Genomic DNA, 18,168 nt, shown 5'->3' with positions numbered 1-18,168 from the left:
TACTGCAGTTTTAAAAATACCTAAACCTAATTGTCAGTTTTAGTTAAGTATCTCTAGCTCTTTCATACACGTTTTCATCATTTCGTAGGTACGTTTAATATCGTTATCCAATCCAATAGAAAAACGAATTAATCCGTTTGATAATCCCATTTCTTTTTGTTCTTCTAGTGGAATTTCAGAAGAAGTAGAACTTCCCGGTGCACTAAATAATGTTTTGTAAAATCCTAAGCTAACTGCTAAATAACCAAGATTATTTTCTTGCATTTTTTCCATAAAAGCATTGGCTTTGTCAATAGAACCTACATCTATAGTAAGCATCCCGCCAAAACCATATTCTTCATTCATTTGTGCTTTTATAACTTCGTGTCCAGTATGCGATTTTAATCCAGGGTACACCACTTTTAATCCGTCTTTTTCAAAACTTTCAGCTAAATAAAGTGCATTATCACTATGTTTTTTTATTCTAATGTGTAGCGTACGCATATTCTTTAAAATGGAAGCTGCTCTTAGGCTATCCATAGTGCTTCCTAAAAGCATTCCAGCACCGTCGTTTACATCTTTTAAACTCAAACAAAAATCGGCACTTCCACAAACAACACCTCCAACAGCATCACTACTACCGTTGATAAATTTTGTAAGACTATGAATAACAATATCGGCACCTAATTTTGTTGGAGCAACTGTGAGCGGAGAGAACGTATTATCTACCACCAACGGAATATTATGCTTTTTAGCAATAGCTGCCAGGCCTTTTATATCTGCAATTTCTAATAGCGGATTGCTAATGGTTTCACAGTATATCATTTTTGTATTTTCTGTAATAGCCGCTTCAACTATTTCAAGATTAGTGGTATCTACAAACGAGGTTGAAATATTAAATTTTGGAAGGAAATTTTTCATAAAAGCGTAGGTTCCTCCGTAAATTGTTCGGCTAGAAACAATATGGTCGTTTGTATTGCACAACTGCATAATTACGGCTGTAATAGCGCCCATTCCAGATGCTGTAACATTTGCTGTTTCAGTTCCTTCTAGTGCAGCTAAGGCTTCACCTAAATATAAATTTGAAGGAGAAGAATGTCTACTATATAAATAGCAACCTTCGGTATTTCCTTCAAAAGTATCAAACATTGTTTTTGCTGATAAAAAAGTATAGGTGGAAGAATCAGAAATAGAAGGATTTACACCTCCAAATTCTCCAAAATATTGTAAGTCTTGAATAGCATCTGCCGGATTAAATTTCATAATAGGTAATTTATTTTATCATCAAAATAAGGTTTAATAAGAATAAAATTCAACTACTATTCATTTATTTAGATAATTATTCTTATAATTAATGTTATTTATGATAAAAAGTTTAATTTCACAGAAAGGAATTTATTTTTAATGAAAATTTTTCAGAATGATATTTGATACAGTTGATAAAATACTTTTAGAATTACTGCAAAAAGACGCTAAGCAAACTACCAAAGCCCTTTCTATGCAATTAAATCTTTCCAAAACAGCAGTTTATGAGCGGATTAAAAAACTTGAAAAGGAGGGAGTTATAAAAGGATATACTGCTATTTTAGATAAAAAGAAAATCAATAAGTCTTTTGTGGTATTTTGCCATGTTAGACTGGTGCAGCATACCAAAGAGCATATTGTTAGTTTTGAACAAGAAGTAAAAAAGTTACAGGAAGTTTTAGAATGCTATCATGTTAGTGGCGATTATGATTATATTTTAAAGGTGAATGTAGAAGGGATGGTTGCTTATCGTGAGTTTATGACTACAAAACTTACGTCTTTAAAACATATAGGAAGTACGCATAGTATTTTTATGATTGAGGAAGTTAAAAACACTACAGTTGTAAAACTATAATTTTCTTAGATAGCCACTTTTATTCCCCAGAGTCTGTCCTGAGTATCTTAAAGGGTTCTACGTTGAAATGCTTTGAAAGATTACTTCGAGCTAGTTTAGCTTATAATTGAATGGTATTGCCTAGACGGGCTATTTTATAGCCTTTTTGGAGCACCTCTTTTGTTTGTTTACTTTCTGGATTTAATAGGGGATTGGTATGATTGAAATGGATAAAATGAATTTTCTTTTTTTCTGATACCTTTAAATCAGAAAAAAGAGACATACTTTCTATTACAAAGGGGTGTGGGATTTCGGAAATATCACGATTGTTAATTTCTTCAGCATCAAAAAAAGTAGCATCTAAAAAGGCATAATCTACTTGTTTTACTTTTTCAATGATGCTTTCTTCCCATTTTTCCCATTTGTCAATATCAGGAATAAATAAAACCGATTTTTCTGGACCAATAATGGTGTAACCAACCGTTTCGGAATATTCGTCTCTATGCGGAACTTTAAAAGGTATAATTTTAAGATTTGATGTAATTTCTAAGGTGTCTTTGTGGTTTAATGCTTTTAAAGCTATGTTTTTATTATTGACTAATTGATCCCAAGGACCATTAGTTTCTATAAACAACTTGAATTTTGGCATTACATAAACAGGTACATCGGAAGCGTTCATAGCTTCTTTTCCTAGAAACATCAAACCGCTGTAATGACCAATATGAGCATGGGTTAAGAAAATTCCATCAGGAAGTTCGCCAACTGTTTGAGCGTAATTTTTTAGATATTTTGTTTGTGTTATAATATCTGGGGAGGCTTCAAAAAGAAAAGTTTTATTATTTTCTTGATCGTAAATCCCCAACGAAGTTATTTTTCTGTTCCGATCTGGATTTTTAAATAAATTCTCACAACATTTTTTAGTACAACCAATTTGTGGAGACCCTGCATCCTGAACATTTCCTAAAACAATAAGAGAAACTTTTCCAGATATTTCTGGAATTCCAACAATACTTTTAGTATCTGCAGGGAACTCTTGTTTTTTTGTCTGACATGCAAACAAGCAAATAGATAAAAGTAATAGGAGAAGCTGTTTCATTAAGATGATGTTTCTTTAATTATTTATATTTAAATACTTTAATGTCCGAGTAAAAATACAAGACCACTTCGCTATAAGAACAAAGACTAAATATTAACTATCAAAAAATAAGCACTTTTAAAGAAACAACATTGCTAAAATCCTCTTTTTATTAATAGCAAGAAGTCTATTTTAAAACCTCATTTTGGACCTTGATATAAGTGGAGTTTAATAAATTCCGTAAACTTTTATCGGACAACAATAATTTAAATATAGTAAAATAGCTGATATTTTTTTAAAAAGTGAAATATTGGAATTTATCATCTAATTTATTTTTAGCTTAAAAATGGATTTTTTGTTAGATAAAAACATAATTCAAATTTTAAAAAGATACATAGTTGCCTTCCCGTAAAACATTTGTATTTTTGTTAGTCGATAAACAAAAGTTATACAAAAAACATTCTATGAACTCATATGATGTAGCCGTTATAGGCTCAGGACCCGGAGGTTATGTTGCAGCAATTCGTTGCGCACAATTGGGAATGAAAACAGCTATTATAGAAAAGTACAATACTTTAGGAGGAACTTGCCTTAACGTAGGTTGTATTCCTTCAAAAGCACTTTTAGATTCTTCTCACCATTATGACGATGCTATTAGTCATTTTAAAGAACACGGAATTGAAATTCCAGGGGAGGTAAAAGTTAATCTAGAGCAGATGATAGCTCGTAAGCAAGGAGTAGTAGACCAGACTACAAGCGGGATAGATTTCTTGATGAACAAAAATAAAATTGATGTTTACCACGGAATCGGAAGCTTTAAAGACGCTACTCATATTGAAATAAAAGGAGAAAAGAACGAAGAAATCGAAGCAAAGAAAACAATTATTGCTACGGGTTCTAAGCCATCTAGTCTTCCTTTTATTGAAATAGATAAAGAAAGAGTTATAACTTCTACAGAAGCATTAAAATTAAAAGAAATTCCTAAGCATCTTATTATTATTGGTGGCGGTGTAATTGGTTTAGAACTAGGTCAAGTATACAGTCGTTTAGGAGCGGATGTTTCTGTAATAGAATATATGGATAGAATTATTCCTACAATGGATGCTGGACTTTCTAAAGAGTTACAACGTTCTTTAAAGAAAAAAGGTATTAAATTCTTCACCTCTCATAAAGTAAAAGAAGTTACCAGAAAAGGAGAGCAAGTAGTTGTAAAAGCAGATGATAAGAAAGGGAAAGAGGTTTCTTTTGAAGGAGATTACTGCTTAGTTTCTGTAGGAAGACGTCCTTATACTGATGGATTAAATGCTGATAAAGCAGGCGTTAAATTAAACGATAGAGGACAAGTGGAAGTTAACGACCATTTGCAAACAAATGTTGAAAATATTTATGCAATTGGAGATGTAATTAAAGGAGCAATGTTGGCTCATAAAGCCGAAGAAGAAGGGGTTTTAGTGGCAGAAAGTATTGCAGGGCAAAAACCTCATATTGATTATAATTTAATTCCTGGAGTGGTTTATACATGGCCAGAAGTTGCTGCTGTTGGTAAAACAGAAGAGCAATTAAAAGAAGCCGGTGTAAAATACAAAGCAGGACAATTTCCAATGCGTGCTTTAGGAAGAGCTCGTGCAAGTATGGATATTGATGGATTTGTTAAAATCCTTGCAGATGCGGAAACAGATGAAGTTTTAGGAGTTCATATGATTGGTGCTCGTACGGCAGATTTAATTGCAGAGGCAGTTACTGCTATGGAATTTAGAGCTAGCGCTGAAGATATTTCACGTATGAGTCATGCACACCCTACGTATGCTGAAGCGGTAAAAGAAGCCGCTCTGGCTGCAACAGAAGATAGAGCTTTACACGTATAGTTGTAATAATATAACAGCAAGAGGCTGTCTAAAAAAGTATATAAACTCTAAATGCTTTCCTGAGCTTGTCGAAGGATTCTTTTGAGTGCTAGTTGTTTTAAACTTCGACAAGCTCAGTTTGACAACGAACAAGCTCAGTTTGACAACTATAAATTACTTTTTAGACAGCTTTTTGTTAATTAACTACTTCGAGGCAAGACCACTAGATATTCAAAGGAAATTAATTCAACTCATTTCGATGTAGAATCCTTCGGGGAATTAAACCCTCTAAGAGGGTTTAAAAACTAAGCTTTATGGATTTCAATGGTATAACTAGCCTTAAACTCTTTTTTTGGTGCTAAGCTAATAATACCTTCTTTTTGCTTCAAATTGCCATTTGTGTCTTCATGATCCGTAATTCCAAGCCAAGGTTCTATACATACAAAATTCCCATTGGGCTTCGCCCAAATTCCTACATAATCAAAATCAGAAAAAGAAACTGTAAGTACTTTCCCTTTAACTTGATGCGCTAAGCTAATTTTTTTAGACCTTAAATCTTTATATATGAGCGCGTCCTCTGTAAAAAGTTTATGGGAGAGCGGTAATAAATTTGTATGTATTAAGCTAGTAGCTGTTTTTCCATTTTGTAAACCATTATTATTAATTAAATGGCGAGAACTATTCTCTATTTTTTCGAATTGCAACACATAATCTTCATATTTTTCATCTTCTTGGAGCGGACATTTAAATGCAGGATGTCCTCCTAAAGAAAACAACATATTATTAGTTCCATGGTTTACTACTTTATGAGAGACGTTTAGATTTTTATCATCTAAAGAAAAACTTATAGAGAACTCAAATTTAAAAGGATAGTTTTTAAGGGTCTCTTGGTTATAAGTATACTCAAATGTAACACTATCTTCTTTATGATAAATAATATGTAGGGCGTTATTGTGCCTAATAAATCCATGTTTTGGAACACTATACTCTTTTCCTTCATAATAAAAAACAGCGTCTTTTAAAGCACCAATTATTGGAAAAAGTACTGGAGCAGAACTTCCCCAAATATCGGGGTTAGCTTGCCATATAAATTCCGGATTTTCATTGTTTTTAATACTGCAAAGCTCAGCGCCAGTTTTTGTGATTTCAATTTGAAGAAACTTGTTTTTTATAGCTACTTTTTCAGAATTTTTCATTGTAATACTGCAAATAATATTTTCTTCTTAAAAGTACAAATTCTAATTCACTATCTTAAAAAAGATTATTACCTTGTTATGAATATTGATCCTATAACTATTTTGTTTGATGAAAAAAATAATTGCATTTGCTGGAAGTAATTCTTCAAATTCTATTAATTATGAACTCGTAAAATATACAGTTTCTTTGATAGACGACCATGACATACAATTATTGAATATGGCTAATATGCCCTTTCCAATGTTTAGTGAAGACGATGAACGTGAGTTTGGTTATAAAAACTCATTAATAGAATTGAAGGAAGATATTTTGGAATCTGATGGCGTAATTATTAGTGTAAATGAACATAATAGTAATGTGTCGTCTTATTTTAAAAATCTAATCGATTGGCTTTCGCGTGTGGAGCGTAAATTTCTACTAGATAAACCAGTTTTTTTAATGGGGACATCACCAGGAACAAGGGGAGCTATCTCTGCAATAACAAATACAGAACAAACCTTACCAAGGTTTGGTGCAAAGATTGACAATGTGTTTTCTTTACCTCTTTTTAGTGAGAATTTTTCTATAAAGAAAGGAGTTATTATTAACGATGAATTAAAGCAAAAGCACTTAGAACACTTAAATAATTTTCTTAGTAAATTACCATAGCCTTATAACTAGTTCACTAGGGATTTAAGAGAAATTTGAGAACTTCCGACTTAATCTATATTCTCTTCTCTTTATTCTTGTTCACCCTTTTTCTTCCGACTTTTTCTTCTTCAATCTTTCAATATAAAGCAAAGTGTTCAGTAGGCAGTTTTTTCTTTATAACTTCTGATTTGAAGAGGTAAAGAGGCAAAGTTTTAAATTTGTGAATGTTCTAATTTGAAAATGTGGAAATGAAAAGAAGACCGAAGATTATGGTAAACTAAAGATTTTCAAAAGAATAAGGATACAAAATATATTTTCTCTACCTATTGAAAGTCTAACATAGTAATTCCAGTCTCAAGTGTATTTTATAGAAAAGTCTTCACATAAAAAATAAGAATTTCCACTAACAGAATCTCGTACTTATTTGACCTATTATTACAGTTTTATAATAATATAGCTATATCAACCCGAATCATATTTTTATATTTTTTATGGATAAATTTGTAATGAAGTAAAACAAATCAGTATAATTTTAAAACACTAAATAAGGATGCAAGAATTAGGTAGAAAGGGAACTGTAGTTTTTTATATTCATGCTATATTTCATTATAATTTTTTACTCCCTATAGGAAAATATGTCAATTGGAAATTAAAAAATGATTGGGATGACTACAACGAACTTTATCATGCTATACAGTATATTGAAAACATAAAAAAGCAAGAAAATATTTGGTTTGAAACGCACACAATGGAGAAAAACAATACTGTAATAGGCGTAGTATTAATTGTTGGAGGCGCTTTAGATCAAATAGAAGGAGAATTAATAAATTATCCAATTGATAAAACCCTACTTTTAAAGTATTTTCATGTGGTTGATAAAGGGAATGGTTACGGAACTTATTGGCTACATAATGTAATCCTACCTCTGTATAAGAATAGGGGGTTTGAATACCTTTTAGTAAGTAGTAGTCATCCCAAATCATTTAACTTTTATAGAAAATTGGGAAAAGAAGTAAAAACTGCGGTAAAAAAAAGTGATAATGGATTTTTTCAACGAATAGTGAAGTCATTTTGTATACTACTTAAATAAGGATTTTTTAATTGTAAAGAATGAAAGAAAATAAACATGAATTCAATAATTATAGAATAGCAGTACCAAGGAGCTATGAGGAGGTATTTACACATTTTTATTATGCTGAAAACAATTCGAATAAACGTATTACAAAAACATTATTACCATCGTATCAAACCATACTAATTTTCAATTTTAAAGAAAAGCCATCTTTCCGTACCCAACAAAACACACGGATTGAAGTTGATAAATTTCTTGTTATTGGTCCTGTAAAAAAGGCCTTTGATTACACACTCCCTCCAAATACAGAAATACTGATTGTTAACTTTAAAGATGATGCTTTTTATCGGTTTTTTAGGTATTCCGCTATTTCAGAACATTTACCTATCCAACCAGAAGCTATTGTACATGGGGACTGCTTCCATATTTTGTGGCATCAACTTAGTAAAATGGATGATATAAACGCCAGAGTTAATCACATTCTTAAATTCAGTGAACCTTATCTAATGAAACGAAATAAAATTGCTAAAGAATTAGCTAATTTTGAAAATCAATCTATAAGTTCAATAAAGTCAGTAGCCAAGGAATATGGGCAAACCCCACGTAATATACAACTACAACATAAAAAACACTTTGGTTATTCCGCCAAAGAATTGATACGCTATAAAAGGTTTTTAAAAGCCACTGAATTTATCCAAGGGGTAGCTTCCAATACTTCAAAAATTGATTGGTTTGAAATAGTTAATCAATGTGGTTATTATGACCAGAGTCAACTTATTCGTGATTTTAAATATTATATCCATCTTACCCCCACAGAATACATTAAATTTCAACAAGATATTTGCAATCCAATATCCTGATTTCGTTTTCCTACAATTCTAGCCTGTTGCTAGAATTTACATTTGCTTCATCAAATTATAAAATAAAAACAGATGAAACATTTGATTATTTATTGTCACCCAAATACCAAAAGTTTAAACAGTACATTAAAAGATTATGTTGTAGAATATCTTCAAGAAAACAATAACGAAGTATACGTTAGGGATTTGTATGCTTTAAATTTCAATCCAGTACTGTCATTTGATGATTTGGCTGGACAACTACAAGGAGTCGTAGCTGCTGATGTAAAGCAAGAACAAGATTTTATTACCTGGGCGGATTGTATTACCATTATTCACCCCATTTGGTGGACTGGTTTACCCGCTATCATGAAAGGGTATATTGACCGAGTTTTTAGCTATGGTTTTGCTTACCGTTATGATGCAGGCGTCCAAAAAGGGTTGCTAACTGGTAAGAAAGTAGTTATTATAAATACACACGGAAAGTCACATAGGGAATATCAAAGTTTAGGGATGGACAAAGCGCTCTCTTTAACATCTGACACCGGAATATACACTTATAGCGGCTTAGAAATTATAAAACATTTTTTCTTTGATCAAGCTGACAAGGTAACTACAGAGCGTGTAGCGATGTGGAAACAAGAAACTAAAAAGGCATTTTTATGATGGTATATGTTTTCAAAACTTCAGTAACTACCCAGAGATTAGTAAATCAATTAACACCAAACATTAACAAAATTTGTAAAAATGCTAAGTGGAATTTTGATTTAGAAGACTGTGACAACATTTTTCGGATGGAAACTATTCAACCAAAAGATGAAAATTTAATCCCGAAAATAATCTCGTTTTCATACAATTTTAGGTTCTAATGAGCCTTTACATTTGCTTCATCAAATTATTGAATATAAATTAATCTGTTATTTAATTGTTGCAAACGTTAATATCCTTAAAATCTAACAGATTTTATTAGAAATATTCATATTAAACACTAAATAATCTCTAACACTAATTTTTTAAAAAAAGCATTTATGGAAATCTTGATTCAAATTGAAGAACTAACAATGTTCTTTATGTCCATCTATTTATTTTCACTTTTAAATTTTAAATGGTGGTGGTTTCCTGCCTTATTAATGTTGCCAGATTTGGGAATGTTAGGGTACTTGGTTAACGATGCCTTTGGTGCAGTTACCTACAATTTAGTTCATTTTAGAGGGATCGCTGTACTGTTTATTACCTATGGATTAGTAAAAGGAAATCGAAAATTCATGCTCGTTGGGATTATTCTGTTTGCTCATGCTACTATGGACAGAGCAATTGGAACAGGACTTAAATACCTTGATGGTTTTTGGCATACAACACTAAGTACAGAATCATTTTTATAATTAGAATCATAAAAGTATGGACGCTATATAGGGTTTATAAAAATTAAAGGATTTTAATATTTGACATATTCAAATAGATAATTCAAGAATTAAACTTGGGCAAATTAATCATGAGTCATGGATAAAACATTTTCTACTCTTTAATATAAAATCATGAACCTTTGAACTACATCATACAACAAATAGAAGTTTTAATTCATTTATTGCTATAAAAAAAAAGTATGATTTCTAGCTCTTTAGAATTAAAAAAAATGATACAAATACTCTTTACTATTTTAGTTAGTTTTATTAATATTAATACTGTTTTATCAAAGAATGCTAATTATGAAATATACGCTATAAAATTTGCAGAAGTAGGTTCCACACAACCATTATCCGGAATGGTTTTAAACGCTCCAGCGTCTGAACAATTGAAACCAATTTTTATGTATTGGCTACTTAAAGGTAATAATGGAAAAAACATAATAGTGGATACTGGGTTTTTGGGAGATATTGAACAAGTAAAAACATTTGGTATTATAAATTATGTTCGCCCAGATTTAATGCTTCAAGAGTTAGGTTTAAAAGCATCAGATATTACAGATATTATTGTAACGCATCCTCATTGGGGCCATGTAGGAGGAGTTAGCCTATATCCTAATGCAAATGTTTGGATTCAAAAAAAGGATTATTATTACTTTGTAACAGATGCTTGGCAAAAAAATGGCAGAGGAGGCTTTAATAAGGAAGATGTTCTAAAACTTATGAAGTTAAATATTGAAGGTAAATTATTTTTTATAGATGGAGATGATAAGGTTATCCTTCCAAATATTAAAGTTTTTACTGGATCCAGGCATACATTTGAATCACAATATGTGATGGTGGAAAATGATAAGAATAATATAATAATTGCTTCAGACAATGTGTTTACTTACTATAATTTAAATAATCTTATGTCTGCACCTAACCATGCTACCTTTGACATCATTGCATACGTGAAAGAAATGGAAAGAATGAAAACATTTGTAAAAGATATTTTATTTATTATACCAGGGCATGATGATTTATTTTTTTCTAAATTTCCTAAAATAAGTAATCATATTGTTAGAATTGATTGAAATTTTAAACAGTGTAACTATTAATATTTTTTGTGAGTTACCGATATATGTTTTTTTGTACCATCTTCAAACTTTATGAGTAGTCAATGAATGCTTCTAATGTCATTTTAATTTTCCTTGTTTTTTTCTTTTATGAATTAAAATTCCTCTGATAAAAAGCATACTTGTTTTGCACTCCTAGTTGATGTTAACTAAATGTTAATTAGAAACTTTCTGATTTTACCTTTTGTTGATATTCGAAGCTAGGGGTTTTTTCATCTTTCAAGCTCTTTATAATAAACGCATGAAGGTAAATGGAAAACCTAACGGAAAAAGATAAAAAGTGTATTCGGTACTTAGCCAATGAAATGTCTAAAGAAGACCGTTCTGTCTTTGAAATCGAACTATCCATTGATGATGAATTGAAATCATTATATAGTTATTATAAAAAAATTTGGATGTTTTATCCTAATAAAAGCTTAGAGTTACATCCAGAAATTAGTCAGCAAAAAATTCAAGGAAAGATTCGTGAGAAGGTATTTGTTAAACGAAACATCATCCTTGTTATTCTATTTATTTTTCTAATGCTATCGGGGGTTTCAGCTCTATTATTTTCAGATACTATTAAGTATACCAACGTAAAAATAGCAGATAAAGGAGAACGCTTACACTTTTATTTACCAGATAGTAGCAGCGTTATTTTAAATGCGGGTGCTACCTTAAAGTACAATCAGAAATTTTCAAATCCTAGATCGGTTTTTTTGAATGGGGAGGCCTTTTTTGAGGTCACCAAAGATAAGAATAATCCGTTCATCGTACACACTGCTGAAGTTGATGTAGAGGTTGTAGGTACTAGTTTTGGTGTGTTGGCTTCTGCTGAAAAGCAAACAATTTCCTTAGAAACTGGCAAAGTAAATGTATTACTCAAGCGGACTAAAGATAGGGTCAACTTGCTGCCCGAAGAACAATTAATCTGGAATGTATCTTCCAATGAGGTTATAAAAAGAAATTTTAAACCACAGAAGTTCTTAGCTTGGAAGGAAAATACATTGCTTTTAGATAATCTTCCCTTTTCAGAAGCAATTCATAAAATAAATGAATTCTATGGAGTTCATTTTTCTATTGATGAGGATCGATTAAAAACACAAAGAATAACAGGTGCCTTTAAGGATCAAAGTTTAGAAGATTTTATAGCTTCATTAGAATTTATAACAAATGTAAAAGTAATTAAGCATACTGCTAAAACATTCTCAATACAAGCTTCCGATGAAAATTAGATATAGTAAAGGAGTAGCCATAGATAATCAAACTCATGATCGTGAACATTTTTGTAAAATTTCTAAAGGAGAGTATGCTTCCTTAGAGGTTATATTCGATAAATATTATGATGATCTCTGCCGTTTTGGATTAAGCTATGAGAGTAATATAGCCATTGTTGAAGAGAAAATATCGGATGTTTTTATTCTACTATGGAATAAACGGAAACAACTAAAAAAAATTGAAAAACCAAAATCTTATATATATGTAATAGCAAAACACAGTCTTTTAAAGAAAACCAAAATTAGCCAATTGCACTACTCACTAGATGGAAGTTACAGTCAAGATGTTCCATTTTCCCCAAGTATAGAGGATGAAATGATAGATCAGGAACAAGAAGAAATTAACACACAATTAATCCAGTCTATTTTAGGGAGGATACCACAAAAATCTCGAAGAGTTTTCGAGTTAAGTAGGATAGATGGATTTAAATATAAGGATATTTCAGAAATATTAGACCTGTCTCCTCGTACAGTGGAAAATCATATTGCTTTAGCAATGAAACATATTCGCTTAGAACTAGAAGTATTGCGTAAGAAAAACAGAAAATAACTTCCGTTAAAACTACAAATTATCAATCTAAAATAATGAAAAACAAAATTTTACTTTTCTCTTTGTTGGTACTTTCCATAATGTATGGAGTTAAGGCAGGGAATAATAATCAGAATACTTTCAATAAGATTGAAATCTCTGAAAAAATTAATTTAAACCTTAAAAACTCTTCTATTGAAAGAGTATTTGAACTGATTGAAGCACAGTCTAAAAGACGATTTATTTACAGATCAGACCAGCATTTTCTTAAAGAAAATATCAGTATAAATATAAATAATGCTAATATAAAAGAAACCCTTACTGAACTTGAGAAACTCACAAGCTTAGAATTCAAAATAGCAGGAGATGGGATATTGGTTAAAGAAATAGTAAATACCAATAGCACCCAGCAACAACGTAAAATTAGTGGAACGATAAGAGACAATAGTGGGACACCAGTTCCAGGAGCTAATGTTTTTGTAGCTGGGACCAATATAGGTACTCCAACAGATTTTGATGGAAACTTCGTGTTAAATGTCCCTATAGATACCGAAACGATAAGCGTGACTTTTATGGGCTTTAAAAGAGCTGACATAGACATTGTCGGAAAAACAGAAATTTCAATTTCTTTAGAAGAAGACACTAATATGTTGGAACAAATTGTAGTCGTAGGATATGGAACGGAAAAGCGTGAAAATATTACAGCTGCTATTTCAACAGTAGATCCAGAAGAAATAAAGTCGTTACCAAAGGCGAATGTTGCAGAAATGCTTCAAGGGAGAATGCCTGGAGTACAAGTAATGAGCGATAACCGCCCAGGGGGAGGAACATCCATTCGTGTAAGAGGTTTTAGTACCATTAATAATAATGATCCTCTTGTGGTTATAGATGGGGTGCCTACTTCAAATGGGTTGAGTAGTATTAATCCACAGGATATTGAGAGCATACAGGTGCTTAAAGATGCAGCTTCTTCTTCTATTTATGGTTCTAGAGCAGCAAATGGAGTAGTGGTTATTACTACTAAAAAAGGAGCGAGAAAAGATTCTTTTGTTGTAAATTTTGATGGGTATGCTGGGCTTCAAACAGCTATTAACTTACCTAGAATGTTGAATGCGCAGCAATATGGAGATTTGTTATGGCAGGCATATAAAAATGACGGGCAAACTCCAGCGCATGATATTTATGGAAACAATCCTAATCAAGCGCAAATCCCTGAATGGCTTAATACAGAACAAACATTACCTAGCAGTGATGTGGATTGGGTAGCTGAAATTATGCAGCCAGCATTTATTCAAAACTACAATGTCTCAATTCAAAAGGGATCAGAAAAAGGACAACATTCATTTTCTCTTGGATACTATGATCAAGAAGGTGTTGTTAAACATACTGGTTTTTCAAGATATTCAGCTCGTTTTAATTCAAATTATAAGGTAACAGATTGGCTCACCATAGGAGAAAATTTCACAGGGTCTTATACAGAAGAAGTGTCTGTTGGAACGAATAGCTCTTTGGGAAGTATTATTTATGATTCTTTTCAATTTCCATCAATTGTTCCTGTAAAAGACTTAAATGGGGAGTTTGGAGGAAATCCAATAAATGATGTGGGAAACCCATTAGGGAATTTATATCGTGCTAAGGATAACAAGCGTAAAAATGTTCGCGCTTTTGGAAATGCTTTTGCTGCACTTAATTTTGGAGATTTCACCTTTAAATCATCCTTTGGTTTGGACTATAATAATTTTAATTACCGCGGTTTTTCGCCAGTTTATGATGAAATTCTATCTCAAAATACCATTAATAGTTTAAGTACTCAGAATAGTTATAATTATCAATTCACTTTCACGAACACATTAAATTATGCCAAGTCCTTTGGAAACCATAATCTGGATGTATTGTTAGGTCAAGAAGCAATTGAGTATTATAATGAAAACTTCTCTGCCTCAAGACAGAATTTTCTGTATGAAGATTTAAATTTTAGGTATTTGAGTTTTGGTACTGAAAATCAGTTAAATGCTGGTAATGCAGGTGAATGGAAACTTAATTCGTATTTCGGACGAGTAAATTATAATTTTGATGAAAAATACCTTCTCACCGCTACAGTTAGAAGAGACGGAACCTCCCGTTTAGCAAATAATAATTGGGGAACTTTTCCTGCATTCTCTGCAGGCTGGAGAGTAGATAAAGAAAATTTCTTCGATTTTGGAAATGGATTTACAAATATGATGATTCGTGCAAGTTGGGGACAAACAGGGAATCAACAAGTACCTTCTTACTCTACAGTGGATAGCTATAGCAATAATAACAATTATAGTGACTATGCTATCGATGGTGGACAGAATTCTGTGTCAACTGGGCTGGCACAAACAAGAGTTCCTAATGCAGATCTTCAATGGGAAACTACTACGCAGACTTCCCTGGGAGTAGATTTAGGTTTTTTCAATAATAAATTGAGTATAACTGCAGAAGTTTATAAAAAGGTAACAGACGACATTTTAGTATACAATGCAGTGCCATTAACCTTTGGAGGAACAAATGATGGACAGTGGATTAATGATGGGAGTATGGAGAATAAAGGGTATGAACTTAATTTTAAATTTAGAGACCAAAAAGGAGACTTTGGTTATGACTTAGGTTTAAATGTAACAGGTTATAAGAATGAATTAAAGGAACTTTATAGCGTAGCTTATTTAGGAATTCCAAGTTCTTCATTACACAGTGTAAACTTTGATCAGGAAATTTCAAGAAGTACAGTGGGGGAGCCAATAGCATCTTTTTTTGGTTATCAGGCAGCAGGTTTATTTAGAAGCCAACAAGAAGTAGATGCATACGGTTTACAGCCTGATGCACAACCTGGAGATATTAAGTTTGAAGATGTAAATAATGACGGTGTCATTGATGATAAAGACAGAACTTTTATTGGTTCTCCACACCCAGATGTAGTTATTGGTTTTAATGTGAATCTTAATTATAAAAATTTTGACTTAGGCATGTTCTTTAATGCAAGTATTGGGAATGACCTTTACAATCTTACCAAATACAAAACACAATTTTTTAATCAATCTGCCTATAACAAAGATTCTTCGTTACTTGGTGCATGGACACCAGCTAATCCTGATGCTGACATTCCAAGACTTAGCCTTGATGATCCAAATAATAATATACGTCCTTCTTCATATTATGTTGAAGATGGGTCTTATTTAAAACTCAATAACTTGCAAGTTGGTTATACCATTCCAGCATCCGTATTAGGAGATTTAAATCTAAGGGTTTATGCACAAGCTAGTAATGTCTTTACCATTACCGATTATAGTGGAATGACTCCAGAGATAGGACTTCAAAACTATTCAAGTAGTAGTAGGAATTTAGATATTGGTGTGGATCGTGGTATCTACCCACCATCCAGAACTTTTGTATTTGGATTTAACCTGAAATTTTAAAAAAAATAATGATGAAATTTAAAGCATATATAGCAAAAATTATGGTTGTTTCAACAATCGTAATAAGTAGTACTTCTTGTTCGAATGATTATTTAGAAGAAGTAACTTACGGGGAGGTTTCTCCAGATGAAATGACTAAGCCAGCAAATGTTGAACGCGCAATTATTTCAGCATATAGCGTTCTAAATGGGCAATTTGATGGAGCAAGTAATGCCTATAATTCTCCAGCGTCTAATTGGAGCTTTGGTGATGTGGTATCGGATGATGCCTACAAGGGAGGTGGTGGAACCGGGGATCAAAATAATATTCACCAAATGGAAATATTTAACACCTTACCTACCACTATTGATGTAGAACGTAAATGGATGGCATTATACGAAGGTGTTAAAAGAGTTAATGAAGCAATGCGTTTGCTGGCTGCTTCTGAAAATTTTGATACAAACTTAAAAGCACAAAGAAAAGCTGAATTGCAATTCTTACGGGGACATTTTTATTTTGAGTTGAAAAAAATATATAATCATATTCCCTATATTGATGAAACTGCTGAAACCGTAAATGATTATGCGAAATCAAACACAGAATTTACCTCTGAAGAGTTATGGGGGAAAATAGAAGCTGATTTTCAGGCGGCGTACAATGTGTTACCTGTTACTCAAGAAGATGCAGGGCGACCTACTAAAATTGCAGCGAAAGCATATTTAGCTAAAACATATCTATTTCAAGAAAAGTGGCAAATGGCATTTGATGCCACCACGGAAGTTGTTAATAGTAATTACGGGTTGATGGATGATTTTCAAGAACTATTTTTACCTGAGAACGATAACAATAAGGAAATAATTTTTGCAGTGCAACATTCTATAAATGATGGGCAACCAAGTAATTATAATGGAAGTATTGGTGATCGATTGTTAGCTCCCGGAGGGCCTTTTTATTCACAGTATGGTTTTCACAGACCTTCACAAAATCTGGTTAATGCCTATAAGGTAACAGCAAATGGACTTCCTGCCAACAGTAATGAAAATCTAAAAGAAACCGATCTTGTAGATCCAAGAATAGATATTACTATAGGTAGACCAGGAGTTCCTTATAAAGATTTAGGTGTTTTATACGAAGCTAATTGGGCAAGAGATTTGGCTACTTATGGAGAGTTTAGTCCGAAGAAAAGAATTGTTTCAGCCAATTCATCATTTCATTTAGAAGTATGGCCTTATGTTAGTGCTTTAAATTATTACATCCTAAGGTATGGGGAAGTTTTATTATGGAGAGCAGAAGCTGCGGTTGAGATTGGTCAGTTAGAAGTAGCACGTACATTAATCAATCAGATAAGAAATCGTGCAAAGAATACTGCATATGTTAAAACCCTAGATGGGAGTGCCAATGCTGCCAATTATAGTATTGAGTTGTATAATTCCGTATGGAGTAACCAGGAGCAAGCCAGAGAAGCAGTTCGTATGGAATCTAGATTAGAATTAGCCCTTGAAGGACATCGCTTTTTTAACTTAGTTAGATGGAAAAAGGCAGATGAGATTATCTCTAAATATCTTGAAGTAGAGAAAACTAGAAGAACCCATCTATCTAACGCCAGTTTTATAGAAGGGAAAAATGAATATTGGCCAATTCCACAAGCATATATTGATGGAGTAGATGCTGGTTTAGTAACCCAAAATAATGGGTATTAGTTTGATTTAATTATTGCAGGGGTGGTAACACTCCTGCAATTTTACTTTATCTATGTAGAAATTTGCTGCTTTATCAATAAAGAAATAATTATCAAAAACAAACCTGGAGCTAATCTTTGAGGTACTGATAGCCATATTTTCGGTATTTTAACTACCTTCTAAATCAAATATTGTAGATGTAATGTTCAATATCTTTTGTAACTAGGATTAATTTTAACTTGTTACAAGAATAACTATCTTTAATAAATTTCA

15 protein-coding genes are annotated in these 18,168 nt (G+C 32.1%); 12 read left to right on the top strand and 3 right to left on the bottom strand.

Annotated elements, in window-relative coordinates; all coding sequences use genetic code 11:
- Positions 1-39 precede the first annotated feature (39 nt).
- Complete coding sequence (locus JOOMADRAFT_RS15870; protein ID WP_008615133.1) at positions 40-1,242, bottom strand: aminotransferase class I/II-fold pyridoxal phosphate-dependent enzyme; 1,203 nt, start codon at positions 1,240-1,242, stop codon at positions 40-42.
- Positions 1,243-1,399: 157 nt separating this feature from the next.
- On the opposite strand from JOOMADRAFT_RS15870, the gene JOOMADRAFT_RS15865 reads away from it, so the two are divergent.
- Entirely contained in the window at positions 1,400-1,858 is a 459-nt protein-coding gene (locus tag JOOMADRAFT_RS15865; RefSeq protein ID WP_008615127.1) for an Lrp/AsnC family transcriptional regulator, read from the top strand.
- A 100-nt stretch (positions 1,859-1,958) separates the two neighbouring features.
- Here JOOMADRAFT_RS15865 and JOOMADRAFT_RS15860 read toward each other — a convergent pair whose 3' ends face one another.
- The gene (locus JOOMADRAFT_RS15860) at positions 1,959-2,933 is read right to left on the bottom strand and encodes an MBL fold metallo-hydrolase (RefSeq protein ID WP_008615126.1); all 975 of its coding nucleotides are present in this window, start codon (positions 2,931-2,933) and stop codon (positions 1,959-1,961) included.
- Positions 2,934-3,376: 443 nt separating this feature from the next.
- Between JOOMADRAFT_RS15860 and lpdA the strand changes: the two genes are divergently transcribed.
- Complete coding sequence (lpdA, locus tag JOOMADRAFT_RS15855; RefSeq protein ID WP_040879794.1) at positions 3,377-4,777, top strand: dihydrolipoyl dehydrogenase; 1,401 nt, start codon at positions 3,377-3,379, stop codon at positions 4,775-4,777.
- Between the two features lie 284 nt (positions 4,778-5,061).
- Here lpdA and JOOMADRAFT_RS15850 read toward each other — a convergent pair whose 3' ends face one another.
- A complete protein-coding gene (locus tag JOOMADRAFT_RS15850; protein ID WP_008615122.1) occupies positions 5,062-5,952 on the bottom strand; it encodes an aldose 1-epimerase family protein in 891 nt (296 codons plus the stop codon).
- Positions 5,953-6,061: 109 nt separating this feature from the next.
- Here JOOMADRAFT_RS15850 and JOOMADRAFT_RS15845 point away from each other — a divergent pair, with 109 nt between their 5' ends.
- The 10 genes from JOOMADRAFT_RS15845 (at position 6,062) to JOOMADRAFT_RS15795 (ending at position 17,916) form a co-directional block, all read left to right on the top strand.
- On the top strand, positions 6,062-6,601 hold the full coding sequence (locus tag JOOMADRAFT_RS15845; RefSeq protein WP_008615120.1) for an NADPH-dependent FMN reductase: 540 nt from the start codon (positions 6,062-6,064) through the stop codon (positions 6,599-6,601).
- A 532-nt stretch (positions 6,602-7,133) separates the two neighbouring features.
- Entirely contained in the window at positions 7,134-7,673 is a 540-nt protein-coding gene (locus JOOMADRAFT_RS15840; RefSeq protein ID WP_008615119.1) for a hypothetical protein, read from the top strand.
- Positions 7,674-7,693: 20 nt separating this feature from the next.
- Positions 7,694-8,515 carry a helix-turn-helix domain-containing protein gene (locus tag JOOMADRAFT_RS15835; protein WP_008615118.1) on the top strand — a complete coding sequence of 274 codons (822 nt, stop codon included), beginning with the start codon at positions 7,694-7,696 and terminating at the stop codon, positions 8,513-8,515.
- Between the two features lie 72 nt (positions 8,516-8,587).
- On the top strand, positions 8,588-9,160 hold the full coding sequence (locus tag JOOMADRAFT_RS15830) for an NAD(P)H-dependent oxidoreductase (protein WP_008615117.1): 573 nt from the start codon (positions 8,588-8,590) through the stop codon (positions 9,158-9,160).
- A 362-nt stretch (positions 9,161-9,522) separates the two neighbouring features.
- Positions 9,523-9,876: a DUF4260 domain-containing protein gene (locus JOOMADRAFT_RS15820; RefSeq protein ID WP_008615115.1), complete on the top strand. Its 354-nt coding sequence runs from the start codon at positions 9,523-9,525 to the stop codon at positions 9,874-9,876.
- 251 nt (positions 9,877-10,127) lie between these two features.
- Complete coding sequence (locus JOOMADRAFT_RS15815; RefSeq protein ID WP_157136696.1) at positions 10,128-10,973, top strand: MBL fold metallo-hydrolase; 846 nt, start codon at positions 10,128-10,130, stop codon at positions 10,971-10,973.
- Positions 10,974-11,266: 293 nt separating this feature from the next.
- Positions 11,267-12,229 (top strand): FecR family protein, encoded by a 963-nt coding sequence (locus JOOMADRAFT_RS15810; RefSeq protein WP_008615112.1) that lies wholly within the window; start codon positions 11,267-11,269, stop codon positions 12,227-12,229.
- Entirely contained in the window at positions 12,219-12,821 is a 603-nt protein-coding gene (locus JOOMADRAFT_RS15805; RefSeq protein WP_008615111.1) for an RNA polymerase sigma factor, read from the top strand. Before JOOMADRAFT_RS15810 ends, JOOMADRAFT_RS15805 begins: the two co-directional genes overlap by 11 nt.
- Before the next feature lie 35 nt (positions 12,822-12,856).
- Positions 12,857-16,237: a SusC/RagA family TonB-linked outer membrane protein gene (locus tag JOOMADRAFT_RS15800; RefSeq protein WP_008615110.1), complete on the top strand. Its 3,381-nt coding sequence runs from the start codon at positions 12,857-12,859 to the stop codon at positions 16,235-16,237.
- Between the two features lie 8 nt (positions 16,238-16,245).
- Positions 16,246-17,916, top strand: a complete 1,671-nt coding sequence (locus tag JOOMADRAFT_RS15795) for a RagB/SusD family nutrient uptake outer membrane protein (RefSeq protein WP_008615109.1) — start codon at positions 16,246-16,248, stop codon at positions 17,914-17,916.
- The last annotated feature ends 252 nt before the right edge of the window (positions 17,917-18,168 follow it).

This window comes from Galbibacter orientalis DSM 19592, from assembly GCF_000260115.1.
In the GTDB taxonomy this organism is placed as follows: Bacteria; Bacteroidota; Bacteroidia; order Flavobacteriales; family Flavobacteriaceae; genus Galbibacter; species Galbibacter orientalis.
The sequence above is the reverse complement of the archived record's forward strand: the minus strand, read 5'-3'. Positions and strand labels throughout refer to the sequence as shown.

What these genes read in the sequence shown, in the direction of transcription:
- JOOMADRAFT_RS15870 (WP_008615133.1), bottom strand. Translation starts at nt 1,242, where the DNA reads ATGAAATTTAATCCGGCAGATGCTATTCAAGACTTACAATATTTTGGA.
- JOOMADRAFT_RS15865 (WP_008615127.1), top strand. Translation starts at nt 1,400, where the DNA reads ATGATATTTGATACAGTTGATAAAATACTTTTAGAATTACTGCAAAAA.
- JOOMADRAFT_RS15860 (WP_008615126.1), bottom strand. Translation starts at nt 2,933, where the DNA reads ATGAAACAGCTTCTCCTATTACTTTTATCTATTTGCTTGTTTGCATGT.
- lpdA (WP_040879794.1), top strand. Translation starts at nt 3,377, where the DNA reads ATGAACTCATATGATGTAGCCGTTATAGGCTCAGGACCCGGAGGTTAT.
- JOOMADRAFT_RS15850 (WP_008615122.1), bottom strand. Translation starts at nt 5,952, where the DNA reads ATGAAAAATTCTGAAAAAGTAGCTATAAAAAACAAGTTTCTTCAAATT.
- JOOMADRAFT_RS15845 (WP_008615120.1), top strand. Translation starts at nt 6,062, where the DNA reads ATGAAAAAAATAATTGCATTTGCTGGAAGTAATTCTTCAAATTCTATT.
- JOOMADRAFT_RS15840 (WP_008615119.1), top strand. Translation starts at nt 7,134, where the DNA reads ATGCAAGAATTAGGTAGAAAGGGAACTGTAGTTTTTTATATTCATGCT.
- JOOMADRAFT_RS15835 (WP_008615118.1), top strand. Translation starts at nt 7,694, where the DNA reads ATGAAAGAAAATAAACATGAATTCAATAATTATAGAATAGCAGTACCA.
- JOOMADRAFT_RS15830 (WP_008615117.1), top strand. Translation starts at nt 8,588, where the DNA reads ATGAAACATTTGATTATTTATTGTCACCCAAATACCAAAAGTTTAAAC.
- JOOMADRAFT_RS15820 (WP_008615115.1), top strand. Translation starts at nt 9,523, where the DNA reads ATGGAAATCTTGATTCAAATTGAAGAACTAACAATGTTCTTTATGTCC.
- JOOMADRAFT_RS15815 (WP_157136696.1), top strand. Translation starts at nt 10,128, where the DNA reads ATGATACAAATACTCTTTACTATTTTAGTTAGTTTTATTAATATTAAT.
- JOOMADRAFT_RS15810 (WP_008615112.1), top strand. Translation starts at nt 11,267, where the DNA reads ATGGAAAACCTAACGGAAAAAGATAAAAAGTGTATTCGGTACTTAGCC.
- JOOMADRAFT_RS15805 (WP_008615111.1), top strand. Translation starts at nt 12,219, where the DNA reads ATGAAAATTAGATATAGTAAAGGAGTAGCCATAGATAATCAAACTCAT.
- JOOMADRAFT_RS15800 (WP_008615110.1), top strand. Translation starts at nt 12,857, where the DNA reads ATGAAAAACAAAATTTTACTTTTCTCTTTGTTGGTACTTTCCATAATG.
- JOOMADRAFT_RS15795 (WP_008615109.1), top strand. Translation starts at nt 16,246, where the DNA reads ATGATGAAATTTAAAGCATATATAGCAAAAATTATGGTTGTTTCAACA.